General features: G+C 61.1%; 15 protein-coding genes and 1 tRNA gene. 5 read left to right on the top strand and 11 right to left on the bottom strand.

What is annotated here, in order from left to right; translation table 11 throughout:
• The first annotated feature begins 74 nt into the window (after positions 1-74).
• The gene (locus FFA61_RS04020; protein WP_005963619.1) at positions 75-1,013 is read left to right on the top strand and encodes an aldo/keto reductase; all 939 of its coding nucleotides are present in this window, start codon (positions 75-77) and stop codon (positions 1,011-1,013) included.
• 67 nt (positions 1,014-1,080) lie between these two features.
• Here FFA61_RS04020 and FFA61_RS04015 read toward each other — a convergent pair whose 3' ends face one another.
• The 6 genes from FFA61_RS04015 to FFA61_RS03990 form a co-directional block, all read right to left on the bottom strand.
• A complete protein-coding gene (locus FFA61_RS04015) occupies positions 1,081-1,371 on the bottom strand; it encodes a hypothetical protein (RefSeq protein ID WP_005963617.1) in 291 nt (96 codons plus the stop codon).
• Between the two features lie 32 nt (positions 1,372-1,403).
• Positions 1,404-2,501, bottom strand: coding sequence for an FAD-dependent oxidoreductase (locus FFA61_RS04010; protein ID WP_040314124.1), 1,098 nt, complete (start codon positions 2,499-2,501; stop codon positions 1,404-1,406).
• 91 nt (positions 2,502-2,592) lie between these two features.
• Positions 2,593-3,633, bottom strand: coding sequence for a GNAT family N-acetyltransferase (locus FFA61_RS04005; protein WP_005963613.1), 1,041 nt, complete (start codon positions 3,631-3,633; stop codon positions 2,593-2,595).
• A gap of 2 nt (positions 3,634-3,635) precedes the next feature.
• Positions 3,636-4,316 (bottom strand): DsbA family oxidoreductase, encoded by a 681-nt coding sequence (locus FFA61_RS04000; protein WP_040314123.1) that lies wholly within the window; start codon positions 4,314-4,316, stop codon positions 3,636-3,638.
• Positions 4,317-4,390: 74 nt separating this feature from the next.
• Positions 4,391-4,476 (bottom strand) — tRNA-Leu (locus tag FFA61_RS03995).
• A 161-nt stretch (positions 4,477-4,637) separates the two neighbouring features.
• A complete protein-coding gene (locus FFA61_RS03990; RefSeq protein WP_005963609.1) occupies positions 4,638-5,153 on the bottom strand; it encodes a MarR family winged helix-turn-helix transcriptional regulator in 516 nt (171 codons plus the stop codon).
• On the opposite strand from FFA61_RS03990, the gene FFA61_RS03985 reads away from it, so the two are divergent.
• Entirely contained in the window at positions 5,152-5,907 is a 756-nt protein-coding gene (locus FFA61_RS03985; RefSeq protein ID WP_005963607.1) for an HAD hydrolase-like protein, read from the top strand. The two genes, FFA61_RS03990 and FFA61_RS03985, sit on opposite strands and share 2 nt — an antisense overlap.
• Before the next feature lie 252 nt (positions 5,908-6,159).
• Here FFA61_RS03985 and dnaE read toward each other — a convergent pair whose 3' ends face one another.
• The 4 genes from dnaE to FFA61_RS03965 all read right to left on the bottom strand — a co-directional run bounded on the left by dnaE (position 6,160) and on the right by FFA61_RS03965 (position 15,370).
• Positions 6,160-9,885: a DNA polymerase III subunit alpha gene (gene dnaE, locus FFA61_RS03980; RefSeq protein ID WP_005963606.1), complete on the bottom strand. Its 3,726-nt coding sequence runs from the start codon at positions 9,883-9,885 to the stop codon at positions 6,160-6,162.
• Positions 9,886-10,098: 213 nt separating this feature from the next.
• Positions 10,099-13,215, bottom strand: coding sequence for a DEAD/DEAH box helicase (locus FFA61_RS03975; RefSeq protein WP_005963604.1), 3,117 nt, complete (start codon positions 13,213-13,215; stop codon positions 10,099-10,101).
• A 71-nt stretch (positions 13,216-13,286) separates the two neighbouring features.
• Positions 13,287-14,900 carry a DNA polymerase Y family protein gene (locus FFA61_RS03970; RefSeq protein ID WP_005963602.1) on the bottom strand — a complete coding sequence of 538 codons (1,614 nt, stop codon included), beginning with the start codon at positions 14,898-14,900 and terminating at the stop codon, positions 13,287-13,289.
• Entirely contained in the window at positions 14,897-15,370 is a 474-nt protein-coding gene (locus FFA61_RS03965; RefSeq protein ID WP_005963601.1) for a DnaE2-dependent mutagenesis accessory factor ImuA', read from the bottom strand. Before FFA61_RS03965 ends, FFA61_RS03970 begins: the two co-directional genes overlap by 4 nt.
• Positions 15,371-15,733: 363 nt before the next feature.
• On the opposite strand from FFA61_RS03965, the gene FFA61_RS03960 reads away from it, so the two are divergent.
• Entirely contained in the window at positions 15,734-16,267 is a 534-nt protein-coding gene (locus FFA61_RS03960; protein WP_005963599.1) for a YbhB/YbcL family Raf kinase inhibitor-like protein, read from the top strand.
• A 63-nt stretch (positions 16,268-16,330) separates the two neighbouring features.
• The gene (locus tag FFA61_RS03955; RefSeq protein ID WP_005963598.1) at positions 16,331-16,792 is read left to right on the top strand and encodes a tRNA (cytidine(34)-2'-O)-methyltransferase; all 462 of its coding nucleotides are present in this window, start codon (positions 16,331-16,333) and stop codon (positions 16,790-16,792) included.
• 137 nt (positions 16,793-16,929) lie between these two features.
• On the opposite strand, the gene FFA61_RS03950 is transcribed toward FFA61_RS03955, so the two are convergent.
• Positions 16,930-17,463, bottom strand: a complete 534-nt coding sequence (locus FFA61_RS03950) for a hypothetical protein (protein ID WP_005963596.1) — start codon at positions 17,461-17,463, stop codon at positions 16,930-16,932.
• A gap of 179 nt (positions 17,464-17,642) precedes the next feature.
• On the opposite strand from FFA61_RS03950, the gene lpdA reads away from it, so the two are divergent.
• Positions 17,643-19,016 carry a dihydrolipoyl dehydrogenase gene (gene lpdA / locus FFA61_RS03945; protein ID WP_040314121.1) on the top strand — a complete coding sequence of 458 codons (1,374 nt, stop codon included), beginning with the start codon at positions 17,643-17,645 and terminating at the stop codon, positions 19,014-19,016.
• Positions 19,017-19,040 lie beyond the last annotated feature (24 nt).

Here is a 19,040-nt window from a genome sequence, read left to right as displayed (position 1 = left end):
CGGGCGAGGCGCGCCTTCACCGCTTTCACGATGCCCGATCGCGGTGTGGAACCGAACACGGCTACCCTGGCCACATGGACTTTCGCCAGTGCGGATCAAGTGGCCTTCGCGTCTCCGACTTGGGACTCGGCACCCTCACCTGGGGGCGAGACACCGAGGCGGCTGAGGCCGTTGATATGCTCGCCCGTTTCGCCGACGAAGGGGGATCCTTCATTGAATGCGGTCCCCTGGATGGTGATGGGCGTGCGCTCGATGTGTGCGCCGAAGCGATTCGCCCGCTCGGACGCCATCGTTTCGTCCTCGCATTGCGTGGAGGGGCCCGGCGTCTTCCCGATGGGAGTTGGGCGTCCTCGGGGGCGCGCGGGGACATGCTCCGTTCTTTCGATGATGCCCTTGCCCGTCTCGAGGTCGACGATGTTGATCTGTGGCTCGCCTCCTATGATCCTTCCATCCCTGTGGAGGAGACTCTCGGGGCTGTGGAGACCGCTTATCGAAGCGGAAGGGCGCGCTACATCGGGCTCGCGGGCTTTGGACTGTGGGATGCGGCTCAAGCGCTCACTCTTCTTCACTCCCTCAAAGGCATTCCCCTTGCCGCGATCCATGTGCCTTTCTCGATTCTCACGGCGAGCGAGAGCCTGGAGCTTCGCAATCGGGTCACTGATGCGGGTATCGGGGTGATCGCAGCTTCTCCTCTCGCAGGTGGGGTTCTCACCGGAAAATACCGCCATTCCACTCCCCCGGATTCTCGGGCTGCTTCTGCGCGGATGCGCGCGCTCGTCGATCCTTTCCTTGATGCGGAGAATCGCGCGATCACCGAAGGCGTGGTGAGGGCCGCTGAAGGCTTGGATCGCACGCCCCTGGATGTGGCCTTGACGTGGGCGAAAGATGCCGCCGGTGTGACGACTGCTCTGATCGGACCGAGAGCATCGCGCCAATTGGAGCAGATCCTTGAAGGGGGTGCTCCTCTTCCCCAGCCGATCAGGAGGGTGCTTGATGAGATCGCTGGTCTGTGAAGGCCCGTAGAGGCGCAGCTGGGGCCTTGGACTCAACGTCCAAGGCCCCAGGTCTCACGCCGAAAAATCAGTCATCAACGTCGACGAAACCATCATCGGAATCCTCGTCGTCCTCGAAATCCTCATCCTCTTCGTAGTCTTCGTCCTCGTCGTAATCGTCGTCGAGAAGATCGAAGGGCAGTTCAACGCCGAAACCGGTGAAAAGCTCATCATCGTAAGTGAAGAAAGCATCGCGCAGCGTTTCCTCGGCCGATTCCAAGGCCTCAGCATCCGCGTCATCCCCCTGCCGGGCGATAGCGAAATGCTCATGAAACGCTGTGATGAGGCGCTCAAGGGCGCCGCGGGGATCCTCAGTCATGCTTCGATCTTAGCCTTGAGAACACGATTCGATCAGGGAAGATTGAGTTGCGAGCGGATAACGGAGACCATGAGATCAGCCCCCTTGATCTCCATTGTCTGATCCGCACCGACGATGCGCGACACGCCCTCGGCGTCTACAAGCTGCGAAGCGCCCATATTCGGGCCAAGCGGCAAAATCACCCACTCCTTCGTCGGCTCATACACGGCCTCAGGGGGCTCCCCTGCGATCAGAGCGGAAAGATTGGCGATCACGACTCGAGCCTGCTGGCGCGCCGCATCCGCTCTCTTCGACTCGCGCACATCCGTCAGGTCGCCGACGGCGTAGCTGCGCTCATGGCCCACGACCTGCAGGCTCTTCTTAACCCGGAGGGTGCCATTGGGGTGGAGGAACTCCTCATAGTCGGTGCCGTGCAAATAGCCCGTGTTCGCAGCCGCCCCATAGCACTGGAACCAGATATCACCCTCGATCTGCTCACCGCCAAGGGTCGAGACCTGGAAGTGTCCGAGCTCGCCGACATTATGCGGCGGAAGGAAAGCGAGTTCGGATCCGGTGATCACGCGTATGCCGAGTTCGGCGAGCTGAGCGGAGATCTCTTCGCGCAGTTCCTCGGAGTATCCGGGCGAAGAAAGGATCGTGTCTTCCTTCTCGACGATGATGATCTCCATCCCGGGGAAGGTGTGGGCGAGTTCCCCGGCGAATTCAATGCCGACCGTGCCACCGCCGACGAGCATCACGGAGCGTGCGCCTTTGAAGTTCTCATGCAATTGGGCGAGGCGCGCCCTCGCGACCGCCGAATTCGACGAGGAGTACTTCGCGGGGAAGGGGTAGGTCGAGCCTGTGGCGAACACGAGGTAGTCAGCCTCGATCGGGTCGTGCCCGTAAACATGCACGGTGGTGCCTTCGACGCGCGAGACGGTGCCGTGAACGAAACGCCCCCTGGTGAGCAGGTTTGTGTAGGGCATGAAGATCGCCTGTTCCCAGACCTCGTCCACGGCGGCACGCAAAGCGGCTGCGTGGTGCACGAACTGGTCCTTCTGTTCAACGAGGACGACCTCGGCGATCGGGTCGAGGCCCTTCGCGACGGTGATTCCGCCGTATCCACCGCCGATGACGACAACACGAGCCATGGTGTTCTCCTTCAATGTGTCGAGCTGTACGTATTGTGTCATTGCCTTCGCTTCCTCGCCTGGGACGATGAGCGAATTTGAAGCGCAAGGCTTAGTTCTCGGCGTCGAGTCCGAGGGCGCGGCGAATATTCGGGGCGAAGAAACCGGGGCCTTTCAAGACTTTCCCGTCTTCACGAAGCTTGACGGAACCATCGGGCATGAGCTTCGACAGGTTCGAGGCCTGTACTTCTGCGAGGACCTTGTCGAGGTCGATCCCCGATTCGATCGCCATCCCGTAGATGACATAAACGAGGTCGGCGAGGGCGTCGGCCGTTTCAATGAGATCACGAGTGCAATCATCTGAATCGACCGCCTGCTCGCTCGCGACTTCCACGATGGAGCGAGCGGCTGCCCCGTAGACCGCGCCCATGAGCTCGGCGAACTCTTCTTGGATGAGCGACATCCTCATGTGGATGCGCTCGTAGTCGATCGTCGGTGCATTCCCCGTCCCCAGGCGCACCGGCATCGAATAGGTCCGATGGAATTGTTCAACGAGCTTTTGAGGCTGGGAGGGGTCGAGGGCGGGGCCGCGGCCAGCTCCCGGCCCGTCCCAGGGAGCCACGGGTTTTCGAGGATCCGTCTTCAACAGGGCCGCAGTCCACTGGTCCGGGCCCTTGAGGCAACGGCGCACTCCCTCCCGGGTGAAGCCATTGCGCCACACGGGTTTCCAGGATCCCCAATTGCCGACCTGGGCGCGCCATTCGACACGTTCGACGCGCATGTGTCCGAAGGCGTAGTCGAGCGCGAGGCCCACGGCCTCGGTCATGAATCCTTTGCCCCACTGGTCTTGGCGAATGAAGAAGGCGATTTCGCAGGCTTCGGGGGTTCTCGGGGAACGGATGAGTTCGATGCGTCCGAGCAGCGCCGAGTCAGCTGCGCTCCTGATCGCGAAGTCTGCGCTTCCCTTCGCCCATTTCTCTTCAGATTCGGCGAGGTTCTCCCGGGCCATGTCGAGGGTGTAGGGGAAGGGCACGCTCGTCGTCTCGCTGATCCGAGGATCTTGGAGGCACTCGCACAGCTCCTTGGCATCCTTGCTCGTGATCGGCGTGAGGATAAGCGTTTCTCCGATCAGGCGCGGCTCTTCCTGGGGCATCTTCAAAGATCCTTTCCCGAGTTCTCGTAGGCGGTTGCCAAGATGTTGCTCAGCGCCGTCACCGTTTGATGATCCTCGACGACGAAGCGGCGGTCGAAAAGGTAGGTCGGCAGGCACCCGATCCCCATTTGGATGCCGATCTGGAAGTCTGAGAAGACTCTGGACGCGTACTCGCTTGAGGCGAGGGCTTCGACGACGTATTCGGCGGGCATGCCGATGTCTTGGGCGCATCCGATGAGCACATCCGGGTCGGAGATGTCGAGCGCCATTTCGAAATATGCGCGTCCGATCGCCTCGGCGAGCTTCAAGGCGCTCGTATCTGCTCCGCAGCTCGTGTCATTGACGAGGTCGAAGTCCGTGGCGGCCGCGACTGCACGATGCGCGCTTGTGGTCGGGGCGACGATCGCATGGTCGAAGTCGAAGACGATCCCCTCCGCTCTTCCGAGTTTCTCCAAGCGGGCGTCCTCGGCGAGGACCTCGTCGAGACTCTCACCGAGGTCCTCAATGCGGTGAACTTTCCTGGGGACGTCGAGGGCGTGGTCGAGTTCTGCTTCGAGGAGGAAGGCGTGCAGGCAGACCTCAACCTGCGTGGCGTGGGGGAACTCGGCGAGAGCGCGCCGAAGGTGGCGAATGCCGAGATAACACCAGGGGCAGCTCAGCTCCGCCCATACATCGATATGCACGAGGGTTCCTCCTTGGCTCAAGAGGCTGTGAACATAACAGGAGAGCCCGGAGCTAAAGCCCCGGGCTCTCATCGTGCGCGGAGGGGGACTTGAACCCCCACCCCCTAATACGGGGACTAGCACCTCAAGCTAGCGCGTCTGCCTATTCCGCCACCCGCGCAGGTGACTGCGTGTTCTCAGCGAAGTTTCCCTCGCTTCGGACGAGGAAGACTCTAACACGATCTCACCTTCGAATACCAAATCGAGGTCCATGATTGAGGCTCCCAGCAGGGTTTTTCGCCGGATCTGGCCGAATTCACCTTTCGCGGTGAATGAGTGAACTCAGGCGCGGATCTTGGAGAGTTTGTCGCCAAACCCCTGGACGATTCGCACGATGTCGCAGATTTCCTCCTCATTGAAGCCCTCGAGGAGGTATTCGCGGATCATCCCTTGGTGAAGTGCGTTCGCCTTTTTCACAACCTCTTCACCCTGTGAGGTCAGACACGCGCAGGAGCTGCGTCGATCCTCCTTCACGCTCGTCTTCTCAATCCACCCGTCACGTTCAAGATGAGTCGTGATGTAGGTCAATCGCGAAGGGGAGAAGATCACTCTTTGGGCCAGTTCTCCCATGCGGAGCGCATGATGCGGAGACTCCCAGAGGGCGAGCAGGACATTATAGTCGGACAGGGTCAAGCCGAATTGGCGCTTCAAGCGGTTCTCAAGGATCCCTTGAAGACGGGCGGATGCTTCGAAGAAGATCCTCCAGGCACACATCCTCGTGCCTTCCGCATCCGAAGGGTCGTGCTTATCCGATGAATCGGGCGTCGTATATCGTGAAGCTTCGTCCTGCTGGATCATGACGATCATCATAACCGCGACAAAGAGGCTCACCCTCGTCGCATTCCTTGCCGAAGATGCTCGTCAACGCACATCTAAGGAGATCCCGATGAGTTCACACTCACGCTGGAGCAGCGTTCTTTTTGATATTGACGGGACCCTCGTTGATTCAGCCTCCGTCGTGACGAAAGTCTTCGGGATCGTGCTCTCGTCAAGGGGATTCCCGGTTCCTGAAGAATCGGCGCTCATGAAGTATGTTGGTCCGCCCTTGTGGTGGTCTTTCACTGATTTGGGATTCGAGGGTGATCTTGTTGAAGAGCTCGTCACCTCTTATCGACGCACATACATTGAGTTCTACCTTGAGCCCCTTCCTTTCCCCGGAATCACGGAGCTCATCCCCCTGCTCCACGCGGCTGGTTTTCCTCTTGCCACGGCCACCTCGAAGCAGCAGCCCATGGCTCTTGCGCAGATCACGCACTTGGGGCTCGAGGATTCTTTTGATGTGGTCGCCGGCGCGACCCCGGGGCGTGATTCCACGAAGGCGAGTGTCATCGCCGATGCGCTGAGTCGACTCGAAGCTCAAGGTCATGATGTGTCCCGCCCGGTCCTCATCGGGGATTCCATTTGGGATGTCGAGGGAGCCGCTTTAGCTCAGATTGATGTCATTGGTGTGAGCTGGGGCTATGCGCAGCCGGGTGATTTGGATTCGTGCACGGCCCGTGTTTCTTCTCCTCAAGAGCTTGCTGAGCTTCTCGGGCTTTCAGAGCCCGTGTGAGGGCGCCTCCTTTTTACCGCACTACGGGGTCACGATGCGAGTTTCTATACTGGCGAGGACCTCGCTTTGGCGTTGAGATAGTCCTTCCAGAGGGTTTTGTGCGCCTCCTTGCACGCGTTGTTTCCTTTGCTTCAGGCGCGTTGCAACGCACCGTTCCATTCAGTGCCGATTGTGGCCACCCCTTCGCTGCTTGCACATTGTCTTGCAGCTGCTTCGTTATGCACCTGGCCTCCTCTTTCCTATAGGTGATGTTCATCTGAAGTCGCGTGAAGAGGTGTGCACGGGCAGGGCGATTGCCTTCATCCGGTGGGCCGTGATGCTCACGGCACCATCCCCGTATTCGACCCGTCCTCGTATCTCAAGAGCCTTCGATCCGAGCGCAATCCCCTTATGCGCATTCCACATGTCCGGCGAGCAGGAAATATTCACAATCCCCGTTTCATCCTCGAGGCTGAGGAAAATGATTCCCTGGGCGGTGTGGGGCCGCTGCCTGTGAGTCACGATGCCCGCAACGCAGATCACCTCACCACAGTGCTCAGCCCCCACCTGCTGGGCCGCAAGGACTCCGCGCTCAGCGAGTTCGTCGCGCAGCAACTCGAAAGGATGACGCTGAGGTGAAAGACCCATGGACTGATAGTCGCTGATGAGGGCCTCCTCCTCGTTCATCTCCGGCAGAAGCGGAGCTTTTGCGCCCACTTGAGTGCCGGGCAGGCAGGGTTGAATCCAGGAGGAGACTCCCAGGGCCCCTGCTGCCCACACTCCTTCTCGCCGTGAGATGCCAAGACTTGAGAGGGCTCCTGCCTTCGCGAGTCTGACGATCGAGGGCTCGTCGAGTTGGGCGCGGATGACAAGGTCCTCCACGGAGGTGAAGGGCCCCTCCCTGCGCGCTTCAAGGATCGCTTCGGCATCGGCGCCCAGGCCGGAGATGTCGTTGAGACCGAGACGCACATGCGCACCAGGGGTCGTGTCGAGACGGATCGGGGCTGTACTCGGGGGCGGCGCTTCTGTCTTTTCACTCCGAAGCCAACCCGCGGTATCGATGTCCCTTCCCCTTTCCAGGCTGATTCCCCTTTCCGGGCTTATTCCCTTTTCGCGGCCGGTGCCTCTGTGAGTGCCGATTCCCCTGTGAGTGCAGCTTCCTCTTTGATCGCTTCTTCCTCTTTGCGGGCTCATTGGCGCCGAAGGAGTTGCTTTCGCGCAATGACCCTCCTCCCCGCCGACGCCTGTTCTCGCACGCGGATCGCTATTTGCTGAGAACTCGACGCTTGCCTCAAGCTCAGAGGCGTTGACATCGGGAGCGAGGACGCTGAGCTCATGCCTTCGGGCGTCATGCACGAGGGAGGCCGGACTGTAAAAACCCATCGGCTGGGCGGCAAGGATCGCCGCATAGAACTCCTCCGGATGATGGACTTTCAACCATGCGGAGGCGTACACAATGTGCGCGAAGGAGAAGGCGTGGGATTCGGGGAAACCGAAGTCCGCGAATCCTTTGAGTTGAGTGAATATCCCCTCTCGTGCTTGTTCTTCCACGCCGCGAGCCTTCATCCCCTCCATGAGGGGCCCGCGGAGTTCCTCCATCAGTTCAGGAGATCGTTTCGCACCCATTGCCCTTCTCAGACGATCAGCCTGAGCGGGAGTGAATCCTGCGACGTCAATCGCGATCTGCATGAGTTGCTCTTGAAACAGGGGGACCCCCAGGGTCTTCTCAAGGGCGGGGCGCATCAGGGGATGCAGGTAGGAGACTTCTTCTCGGCCCCTGCGTCGACGCAGATAGGGGTTCACGGCCCTGCCTTGAATGGGGCCGGGGCGGATGAGGGCGACTTCTACGACGATGTCGTAGAAGCAGCGGGGTGCGAGCCGGGGAAGGGTGTTCATCTGTGCGCGCGACTCCACTTGGAAGACGCCGACGGTGTCTGCCGCACAGAGGAGCTCGTACACTCTTGGATCTTCTTCGGGCAGATTATGCAGCCCCAATGGCGATCCGTTCCTGCCAAGAACTCCACGTTCCCTCAGTCGCTCGAAAGCGATTCTCAGGGCGGAGAGCATTCCCAGCCCGAGGAGGTCGAATTTCACAAGTCCTGCGTCCGCACAATCCTCCTTGTCCCATTGCAGAACGCTCCTGCCCTCTTTCGCCGCCCACACGATCGGGCAGATCCCCGAAACCGGCTGATCGCTCAGCACCATGCCACCTGAGTGGATCCCCATGTGTCGGGGGAGTTTGTGTAGCGCGGAGGCAACTGAGACGACGAGCGGGGGCGCCCCCAAGTTGTCTTCACCCTTTTCAGCCCTATTCCCCCGCGTCTCGCGCCTCTTCCTTCCCGGCCTATCCTCTTTTGCGCTCCCTCCTACTCCGTCCCAGTCCTTTCTCCCCGGCCTCCTATCCCTCGCACTCTTCCCCTCTCCTCCCTCGTCCTTCCTTCCAGGCCCGTCCTCGTCCTTCTTTCCCGCTCTCCCTTCCCCCGTGTTCCTTTCTGCCCCGTCTTCGTCCTCTTTCTTTCCCCGCCCACTCCCCTTAGCCCTGTTTTCCTCCAGGGACGCAAAGGAGTGACGAGATATCCCCTTCGACCAGGCAGCAGCGAGCCCCGCAGGGTATCCGAGGGCGCGAGCGGCGTCTCTCATGGCGGATCTGGGCCGATAGGTGATGACATTCGCAACTTGGGCGGCCCGCTCGCGTCCGTAGAACTCGTAGACGTGTTGGATGACTTCCTCTCGGCGCCCAGCTTCGATATCAACGTCAATATCGGGCGGAGAGGAGCGCCCCGTCGACAAGAAACGCTCAAAAAGAAGACGATGTCGAATGGCGTCGACTGCGGTGATCCCCAGGGCGTAGCAAACCGCCGAATTCGCAGCCGAGCCGCGCCCCTGACACAAGATTCCGCGCTCCTGACAAAAATCGACGATCTCTTTCACGATAAGGAAATAGCCGGGGAATCCGAGAGTCTCAATAACCTCGAGTTCATGGTCAATCGTCTCCCAGGCGCGCGGGTGCTTCTCGCGTGTCCCGTAGCGTTCAAGGGCCCCGCGCCTGGTGAGTTCTGCGAGCCAGGAGGCGTTGCTGTATCCCTCCGGTATGTGGGTGCGCGGCAGACGCGGGGCGAGAAGACGCAGGTCGAAGGCGATCTCGCCTCCAATATGAGCTGCTTGGGACACGGCTTGGGGATTGCGATGATGAATGCGGAGCATCTCTTGCGCCGAACGCAGGAAGGGCGGGAATGCACCCAGATGAGGCTCGACGCGCCCGAGGGGCTCCCCGATCCGTATTGCCGAAAGAACATCCGCAAGCCCCTGGGAGCGAGGAGTCGCGCAGCGAACCGCTCCCGTTGCGAGGAGTCGGAGCCCGCGTTCTTGTGCGAGAAGGGCAAGCACGTCTCCCAGCTGGGGGTCATCAGTGGGCGTCAGAGCGGATTCAATGAGGAGGTGTTCCTCACCGAAAGCGTCGATGAGGAAGTCACGCATTCTTCTCGCCCCCTCGATGCCGCCCGAGTGGAGGGCACGGCGAAGTGGACCCCGTCGCGTTCCCGAGAGGATAAGCCAGTCCTTCTTCGCGTCGGCAAGTTCTGAAATGAGGTGGGCAGCCTTTCGAACACCGGGGCGCGCAAGAGCGTGGGCGCTCATCGTCGAACTGAGCGTTGTGTACCCTTGCGGGCTCGAAACGAGGATGGGGAGGCGGATTCCCGGGTCTTCGGCCCCCCGAGCGAGCCCCCATCCGGGATTTACAGCATCGCGCTCGGCCTCGAGAAGACCTGTCGGCTCGAGGCTGAGTTCTGCGCCGTGAATGATGGGCATACCGAGTCTTCTGCCCGCAGTTGTCGTCTGGATGGCGGAATGCATGCCGTCAATGTCGAGGATCCCCAGCCCCTCCAGGCCGAGTTTCACTGCAGCTTCAACGAGCGCAGCGGGCGAGTCGGCGCCCTCGAGCAGGGTGAATGCGGAATGCGCATGAAGTTCAGCGTAAGCGGCAGGAGCATTGTGGATCACCCCCACAGTCTATCGAACACCTGTTCTATTACGAGTCTCTTCCCCTTCGCACTCTCCCCTGAGGAGCACACTTCTCAGCGAAGCAGCGCTGGCATCGCCACCCCTGCACCCCGTCGGCCGAGAAGCACGCGCATCTCATGAAGCCGCCCCGCGAGCAGTGGCCTCAAAAGAACACGAGCCCCCGCCCTCGTCAAAAAGGAAGAGCCAGCACCCCTACTCGAGCAAAGAGGCGATATCCGCAGGCTTGAAACCGCTCGCCTGGCCCGCCTCTTCAACGACCGAAGTCACGAGCCTGCGTTTCCTCTCCTGCAGGGCGACGACGCGGTCCTCGATCGTGTCGGCAGCAACCAGACGATAGACATTCACCTTCTTCTTCTGGCCGATCCGGTGAGCACGGTCAACGGCCTGTTCTTCTGCTGCGGGATTCCACCACGGGTCCATGACATACACATAGTCGGCTTCTGTGAGCGTCAAACCCGTGCCACCGGCCTTGAGTGAAATGAGGAAAACCGGAGCCTCGCCCGAACGAAACTCTTCGATCACTCCATCTCGATCCCGAGTCGTCCCATCGAGTTGAACGACTCGCACCCCCCGACGTTCGAGGAAGAGGCGGATCCTTGCGAGGAAGGAGGTGAACTGGCTGAACACGAGTGCACGGTGGCCTCGTGGGATGATCTCATCGAGCTGATCGGCAAGATACTCGACCTTCGTCGATCCGATCGAAGCGTAATCCTCCACGACGAGCGCAGGGTCGAGGGCGAGTTGGCGCAGCCTCGTGATGGATGCGAGCAAGTCGATCCTGGACTTCGCATCGTCCACGAGGGAAAGGATCTTCGCGCGTTCACGCATGAGGTACTGCTCGTAGATCCGCCGGTGCTCAGCACCCAAGTCAATGCGCAACACCGACTCGATCTTGTCAGGCAGATCCTCGGCGACGCCTTCCTTTGTACGTCGCAACATGAAGGGGGCGATGAGGCGATGGAGACGTTCAAGAGCAGCCTCATCCCCTTCTGTTTCGATTGGTCGACGGATCTTCTCAGTGAAGGTCTTCCACCCGGGCAAAAGACCGGGAGTGGTGAGTGTGAGAATCGCCCACAGGTCTGTCAACGAGTTCTCAACCGGGGTGCCCGTCACCGCGAAAACCCAGGGGGTCGTGATCTCTCGTAGGACCTTGTGGATCGCGGTTCTCGGATTCTTCGCCGCCTGCGCCTCATCAATGACGAGACCCCCGAACTCTTGCGCCTCCCACTCTTCGGCGTCCAGGCGGGCGATCGTGTAGGAGGTGATGACCAGGTCAGCTCCTGTGATGATCGAAGGCAGATCCATTCCTCTGCGTCTGGCAGTCTCAGCCACCACTTCCACGATCAGTTCGGGGAAGAAGCGCGCGGCCTCGCTCTTCCAGGTCGACAGGACCGAGGTCGGTGCGACGACGAGGATGGGCGCGTGGACTCTTCCACTTCCTTTCAGCGTGGCGATTAATGTCAACACTTGCAGGGTCTTGCCTAGGCCCATGTCGTCGGCGAGGATCCCGCCGAAGCCCGCTCCGGCCCGCGTTGTCAGCCAGTCAATGCCCTCGAGCTGGTAGGGGCGCAGTGTGACGCAGGCCGGGTGCACGATCGGGAGTTCTTCTGGCGTAGCGTCAAAGGCACTCAGGCGCTTTCGCCATTCGCCCGGGGCGCCGAGCACGTCAGCGTCCTCTTCGATCTGCTCCCACAGGCCCACGTGGAGTCGGTTCAGGCGCGCTTGGGGGTCATCGCCCAGGAGGCGAGCCTCTTCGAGGAGAGCAGCAAGTCTTCGCAGCTTCGGCCCGTCAAGACTCACCCATCGCCCTGCGACACACAGATGTTCCTCCCCCGCTCCGAGAGCTTCGAGGACTTCGGCCAGAGGCACTTCGACACCCTCGACTTCGAGTGAGATTCTCAGGCCGAACCAGTCCGAGTCGAGAGGATCGATGTCGGCGTGGATTCTCGCAGGACTCTCATCGAGGACGAGGCCTGCGACCTCCTCACTGAGGTCCCATTCGAGTTCAGGGTCTGTGATCCTGGCGACGAGTTTTTCGCGCAGCTCCTCGGCTCTCCAGGCGGGCAGGCGCAAGCTCGAAGGCCCTTTCGCCCACAAGCCTTCTGAGACGAGCGCCGTTCCTCGAGCGTCAATGCGTTCGGCGATCCTTTTGACTTGCGGATCGTCCATTGCCCTGCTCAGAGGCAGGCGCGAGGGTGTTCCGGTGTAGTCGAATTCGGCCCACCAGCGCACGACGATGTTCTCGCCTGTTTCCATGCGGACCGTTGCGACGAGGCGCACACGGGGCGCGGAGTCGAAATCAATGCTGGAATCGGAAGAGACGATCGAGTACCTGCGTGACAGCCGTGGGAGGAACTCGGCTCGGAATTCGGCGATGTCCTCGGCGGGGATTTTCACTCCCCTGCCGGGTATTTCCTGCAGAAGATCCGAAGGGGCGAGACGGGCGAAGCGTCGGCCTCCGTCGAGAACGAGGAGGCGGGTCGCAGCTTCAATGTGCGGGCGTACGACGCTGAGTTCACCATTGCGGGCGATCACTCCCAGGCTGAGGGCCTCCTCTTCCATTCTCAGGTCGAGACCAAGATCCCAGGTCGACGGGTCGAGGACGAGGGGCTCGATCGGATCGAGAGAGTGTAAGAGGAGCACGCCGTCTTTTTCGAGTCTTCGCAGCCAGTCGAAGCCTTTATCACCCAGGGATGCTAGGGAGACCTCTTGGCGTGACTGCCAAGAAGAATCGGATCGTGACAGGAGGTATCCCTCGCGGATGAGGCCAAGGTGGACCGGGTCGATGCCTTCGGTGACGGATTCCCACTGTGTTGAGACAAGGTCGGGCCAGGAGGCACGTTTACGGGTCCATGGCACTGAGCGGCCGCGCCTGAGCGGTTCGAGGAGGATCGGGCGATTCGGGTCGCTCGCGTCGACGAGGAGGGCGAGAGGCTCCCCCTTTCTTGTGGGCTCACCGACGAGAGAGACAAGGCGGGCTCGCCAGGGGGATTGCGTACGGGTTTGCGCTTGCGCTTGAGAGCGCAGGGCTTGGAGGAGTGCTGCGGAGTGGAAGCAGTCAACTCCTTCAGGACATGCGCAGCTCAGGGAGATGTTCCCTCCGAGCAAGCTCACCCAGGTCTTATAGGACAGGCCTCGGTCTTTGACCCTGCCGACGTAGACCTCGGGTTCGTCGTTTTCGATCGAAGAGACTTTGCCTGCGCGCAACGCTCCGGCGCCTTGAGCCCAGGTCGCTGGGCCGAGGCGCGCCATCAACGCGTCTTCGTCGAGGTCAAGGAGGAGGAGCGCGGACTCTTCTGAGATGAGCATCCTCTCAGTTTATTCCTTCACTCGTAGGCAGAGGAGGGCCATGGAGGTGCCCGCGTCACTGTGTTCTTCATTCAGTCGTATATCCCTTCAATCATCCATTGCCCCTCTCGATTCACGAGGAGGAAATCCGGGCTGTGTTCAGCGCCGAGGCGCAGGTAGACGCGCGGGCCGTGGAGTTCGTCCTGGTCCCACCATCTCCCGCGGATCATCCATGGGCCTGCTCTTTTTTTGACGTCGAGGGTTCTTCCTGTAGCGAAGATGCTTCTCAGGCTCTGGGCAATCTTCTTCCCTTCTCTTTTGAGGCGCAGGAAACGAGGTTGCGAAGAGATGACCCCTCTGGAGTTCACGCTGATGGCTTCACCCTCGATGCTGAGGAGCTCGACCGGCACAGGAGAATCAAGGAGAGTCGCGGGGGCGGAGTCGACGCTCCCCTCCCACTCGCCTTCGCGGGGCGTGAGTGCTTCACGGGATGTCAGGGACTGCTCAACATCCGCCCAGGTGAGCAGTTGCACGCGGGTGCGTGGATCCCATCCTCCTTGGAGTCTTGGGACACGCACTCCTTCAATTCCGAGGAGGGATTGGAGCCGTTCGGCGGTCCTTTCGATCCGCGCACGCTCATTATCTTTTCCCCAGAGTGGAATGGAGGGGGCGCCCGTATAGGGCGAAAGGGCCGTGAGGATAACGGCCGTGGCCCCTCCACTGGGGCCTTCTTGTGTTCCGAGCAGCTCGGCCCAGCCTTTGAGCTGCCATCTCACACGTTCAATGATGCTATCGGGGTCGAGAAGATCCACTCCCTGCCAGCGTCGACAGCGAGCTCTTTCCCCCGCAGCTTCGATTGATACTCCGAGGGTGTCGGCTTGCAGTCCAGCGTCTGTGAGTCCTTCTGCCAGTTCAATGGCGGCACGCCGAACGGAAAGGAGGATCTGATCGATCGAGTGGGCGGCTTCGTCGATCTCAATTTCGACGCTGCGGTCTTGCACGATCCGCTCGGGAGGGCGAAGAGCGACTTCTCCGCCGGAGGCGAGGGTGATCAGCGGCTCTGCTATCGCGCCGAAACGTGCGAGGAGTTGTCCCCTTCCAAGATTCAGGAGTTCCCCGCAGGTCCTAATCCCGAGGTCGTGGAGAAGAAGGATCCCCTCTTTCCCTTCTTCTTGCAATCGAGGGGGAAGGAAAGGCAAGCACTCTCCGAGAGGGCGGGCTCCGAGGAATTCGAGGTTCTCCTGAGGCGGGATGATCCTGTGGAGTTTCGCGGCGGCGAAGGAGGCGAGGGGCCCTTCGGCGATGCCGACGAAAGCTTCCAGTCCTGTGAGATCACTGATCGCCTCAACGAGTGCGCGAGCAGCCTTTTCTTCTCCTCCGTGCCAGCGCGCAGCACCTCTGGCCGGCGCCCAGGCCACACCTGGACGTAAGGAGACGACTCCGGCGACGACAGAGTCGAAAGCTTCAAGGACGGTCTCGAAAGTGCGTCCCTCCCGGTCCTCGTCTCGGGGAAGGATGATGAGCTCGGGGCACAGGTACTGGGCTGTGATGACTCTCATTCCCGCGCGGACTCCCGCCTTTCTGGCGAGCATGGAGGCGCATTCGATCTTCTCCTTGCGGGCGACGGCTCCCGCAGACCCCGGCGGAAGATCAAGGACGAGGGAGGCCAGGGGCCAATCGGGGATCCACAGGCTCAGGCGCCTCATGAGGCCACCGCCTGTGAAGGCGAAAGCCCATAGGGGCGGGAAATCCCCGTCCACGCCTGGTCCACGAGGATCGTGCACTGACAAGAGCGCGCTTTCGCTGCCAGGGTTCGTCTTTCGCGAAGATTCAGGAGTCCTTCTCCGATGCAGACGACATCGAAAGATTCAATGAGGAGGGCTGCGATCCTGGCGGGCTCTTCTTTCGGGTCCGGGATTGTTAAGACGCGTTCCAAGTCGAGTCCTGCACGGGCGGCGGCCTCCCAGCCGAAGTCTGCAACTCCGAGGAGTCCCGCCCAGCCTCGGGCGGGAAGGAGGTCAATGAGAGCATTGATGAGCGCTGCACGTCCGCCCTCGACATGGTGGATTGCGCCACTCTTTTCCCCTAGGGAGGGCGAGCGGGTGAGGCCGCTCCCATATTCTGCAACGCGCAGTGCTTCTCGGGCCCTGCGCAGACGCTGCGCTGCGGATTCCATCCCCACCCCCTAGCGAACACACCCTTAACTCGAACAGGTGTTCGACAGTATAGGAACTCCCTCAGACATCTGCGTCCCGTCTTCAAGAACTCATATCAGTCCTGAATTCGTACATCCCCCGAACTCTCATGCCCTGAAGGGAAGAACACCCCTTGTAGGCCTAGACCACGAGACTCGAAAAGTCGCGCATCCCCCTCACAGGAGGAACACCCCACCCGCAACACAAGCCCGGGCTCACCAGGGGAAGGTCCCCAGGCGTGCCATCCGCACGACCCCGCTTCTAGACGCACCGCCCCGCTTTTCAAGAAGCACCCCGCACACTCGAAAAAGGAGGAAACTTAAGGGGAGATCTAAAGGAGAGACATGGACCTGCTCAATCGCCCCATCGCCCCCGACCCCTACGATTCACTTCCTCCCGTCCCCTCATTCACTGTAACTTCACACGAGCTCGTCGATGGGGCTCCCATGCCCCACTCAGCGACCGAGGCCGGCGGCTCCATCTCCCCGCAACTGCACTGGGAGGGCTTCCCGCCCGAGACGCGCTCCTTCGCCCTCACCTGCTTCGACCCAGACGCGCCCACACCTTCGGGATGGTGGCATTGGATGATCCTCGACCTCGCCCCCGAGCAGACCTCCCTTTCCCAGGGGGCAGGCAAATCCGATCTGGAACTCGATGGCGCAGCATTCCATATCCGCGTCGATCATGGAGGATCGGACTATTTCGGCGCTGCCCCTCCGAAGGGAGATCGCCCGCACCGTTACATCTTCGCCATCCACGCCCTCGACCTCGACACCCTGGGCCTCGATGACGAGGCCACACCGGCGGCTTGCGCGGCGCAGATGCTGAGCCACACCATCGCCCGCGCCAGAATCACCGTCACCCACGAGATCCCCTGAGCCCACCCCATTCGCCTGAACTCGAATTCGCTTGCGCTCGACGAGGCAGGGCAGGATAGGCCCATGCTTCACCTCGTCTTCTTCGAGCCCGAGATTCCCGGGAACTCTGGTGCCGCCATCCGTTTGTCCGCATGCACTGGGGCGATGCTCCACCTCGTCGAGCCCCTCGGCTTTGATATGGACGATGCGAAGCTGCGCCGGGCGGGCCTCGACTATCACGATCTCGCGCATGTCGTCGTTCATCCGGATCTGGATTCGGCACTCGCAAAAGTGCCCGGGAAGGTCTGGGCTTTCACGGGGCATGCGAAGCACATGTTCACCGATGTGGAGTATTCCGATGGTGATGGGCTTCTTTTCGGCCGTGAATCCGTCGGACTGTCCGAAGAGGCGCTGAGCCATCCTCGGGTGAACGCGCATGTCCGTATTCATATGACCGAGGGGGTTCGTTCCCTCAATCTCGCGAACTCCGCGTCGATCGCCCTTTACCACGCGTGGGGCTCCCTCGGATTCCCCGGAGGAGTGTGAGCCTCGCGGAGGAGGAGTGCGAGCCTCGCGGAAAGAGTCTGCTCGAGTAGCCGAGCCCACAGCTTGTCCGCATGCAGGCCCCTACTTCTCCCCGATTCTCCTTGCGGGAACGGGGAGGACGGCGTGGCGCGGGGTGGTCATTCGGCGGACTCCCGATTCTCCTTGCGGGAACGGGTAGGACGCTCAACCTGTTCGGCGATCTCAACGATCCTGCGCGGGTTGGAGTACCACATCCACGCCGCCCCGATCACGGAGACGAGCAGTGGCAGGTAGAAGAAGTCCGAACCGAAAGCTGCCCAGAGGGTTCGGGGCCCATTCGGGTATGCACGGCCAATTCCTGAGATGCTCACCAGGATCGGGACCATGATCGTTGTGCCAATGCACGCCCAGCCGAGGATCCTCATGCGCCGCCCATTGTGTGTCAGCGCGATCGCGGCAAGGAGGTAGATGATCCCGGCGAGGAGGGCACACAGGTGCGGCCACCAGGAGGCTTCGCGATGGTCGAGAAGATCCACGACTGCGACGCTGCTCGTCCATATTCCGATCCCCCAGAAGGCGGCCATAACGAGGCGTCCGAGGCCGAGGGCGCGAGGGCGATCATCGACTACGCCTCCAGGCGCAGGAGCGGAGCCGGAAGAACTCGGGCGGGAGACTTCGGGTTTATCGGACATACTCGCGATCCTAATCGCCTTCCTGCCTTCGACGAATCACGGCGCTCAGCACGGTGTGTGCGGTTGCACCTCGAATGCACGCTTCACTCCCGCGACAGCATTCAGAACGAGTGGGACAATGGGCCTAGCCCGGGCGATGATGCCCGGATGATCACAGATTGATTCAAGGAGAGGTTTTCGTGACTGAAGCGGAATACGACATCGTGATCCTCGGTGCAGGTTCAGGCGGTTACGCGACCGCCCTTCGAGCCGCACAGCTCGGCATGAAAGTCGCCCTCGTTGAAGGCGACAAAGTGGGCGGCACCTGTTTGCACCGCGGATGCATCCCGACGAAGGCCTACCTGCATGCCGCCGAAACTGCCGACACGGTGCGCGAATCCGAAGCATTCGGAATCCTCTCAAGCTTCCAAGGCATCGACATGGCCAAGGTTGGCGCCTACCGTGACTCGGTCATCACGAAGCTGTACAAGGGCCTCCAGGGGCTCCTCTCCTCACGCAAGGTCGAGATCGTGTCCGGTTGGGGCCGTCTCGTCTCAGAGAACAGCGTCGAGGTCAACGGACGCGTCCTCACCGGCCGCAATATCGTCCTCGCGACCGGTTCCTACTCCCGTTCGCTCCCGGGTCTGGAGATCGGCGGGAGGGTCATCTCTTCCGATCAGGCCCTCCAAATGGATTGGGTGCCGCGTTCGGCCGTCATCCTCGGCGGCGGAGTGATCGGCCTGGAGTTCGCCTCTGTGTGGCGTTCCTTCGGCGCCGAGGTCACGATCATCGAAGCGCTCCCTCACCTTGCGAACAACGAGGACGAGGCGGTCTCCAAGCAGCTCGAGCGCGCTTACCGCAAGCGCGGCATCGCCTTCCACACGAACACTCGTTTCTCGGGAGCGACTCAGGATGAGAACGGCGTTCACGTGTCGACTGAGACTGGTAAGACCTTCGACGCGGATATCCTCCTCGTTGCAGTCGGCCGTGGCCCCGTCACCCAGGGGCTGGGTTATGAGGAAGCGGGCATCCGTATGGATCGCGGTTTCGTCCTCGTCGATGAGCGTCTGCGCACCGGCGTTGGCTCGATCCGCGCGGTTGGCGATATTGTTCCTGGTTTGCAGCTCGCGCACCGCGGCTTCCTCCAGGGCATTTTCGTTGCCGAGGACATCGCGGGCCTCAACCCTGCCGTGATTGACGAGTCCGGGATCCCCCGCGTGACTTTCTGCGAGCCCGAGATCGCTTCGGTCGGACTGACTGAGCGGGCAGCTCGCGAAAAGTACGGCGACGCGGTTCGCACGGTCGAATACAACCTTGCGGGCAATGGGAAGTCGAATATTCTCGGAACTGCGGGCTTCATCAAGCTCGTCTCTGTTGAGAACGGTCCTATTGTGGGCTTCCACGGGATCGGTTCGCGTATCGGCGAGCAGATCGGTGAAGGTGAGCTCATGGTGAACTGGGAGGCCTACCCCTCCGATGTCGCTTCGCTCATCCACGCCCACCCCAGCCAGAACGAATCGATTGGCGAGGCCGCTATGGCTCTTGCCGGCAAGCCCCTTCACGCCCACAACTGAGCACAGACTTCCAAGGAGAGAGAC

This window comes from Schaalia cardiffensis F0333 (assembly GCF_005886435.1).
GTDB classification, from domain to species: domain Bacteria; phylum Actinomycetota; class Actinomycetes; order Actinomycetales; family Actinomycetaceae; genus Pauljensenia; species Pauljensenia cardiffensis.
This window is presented reverse-complemented; position numbering and strand designations above follow the sequence as displayed.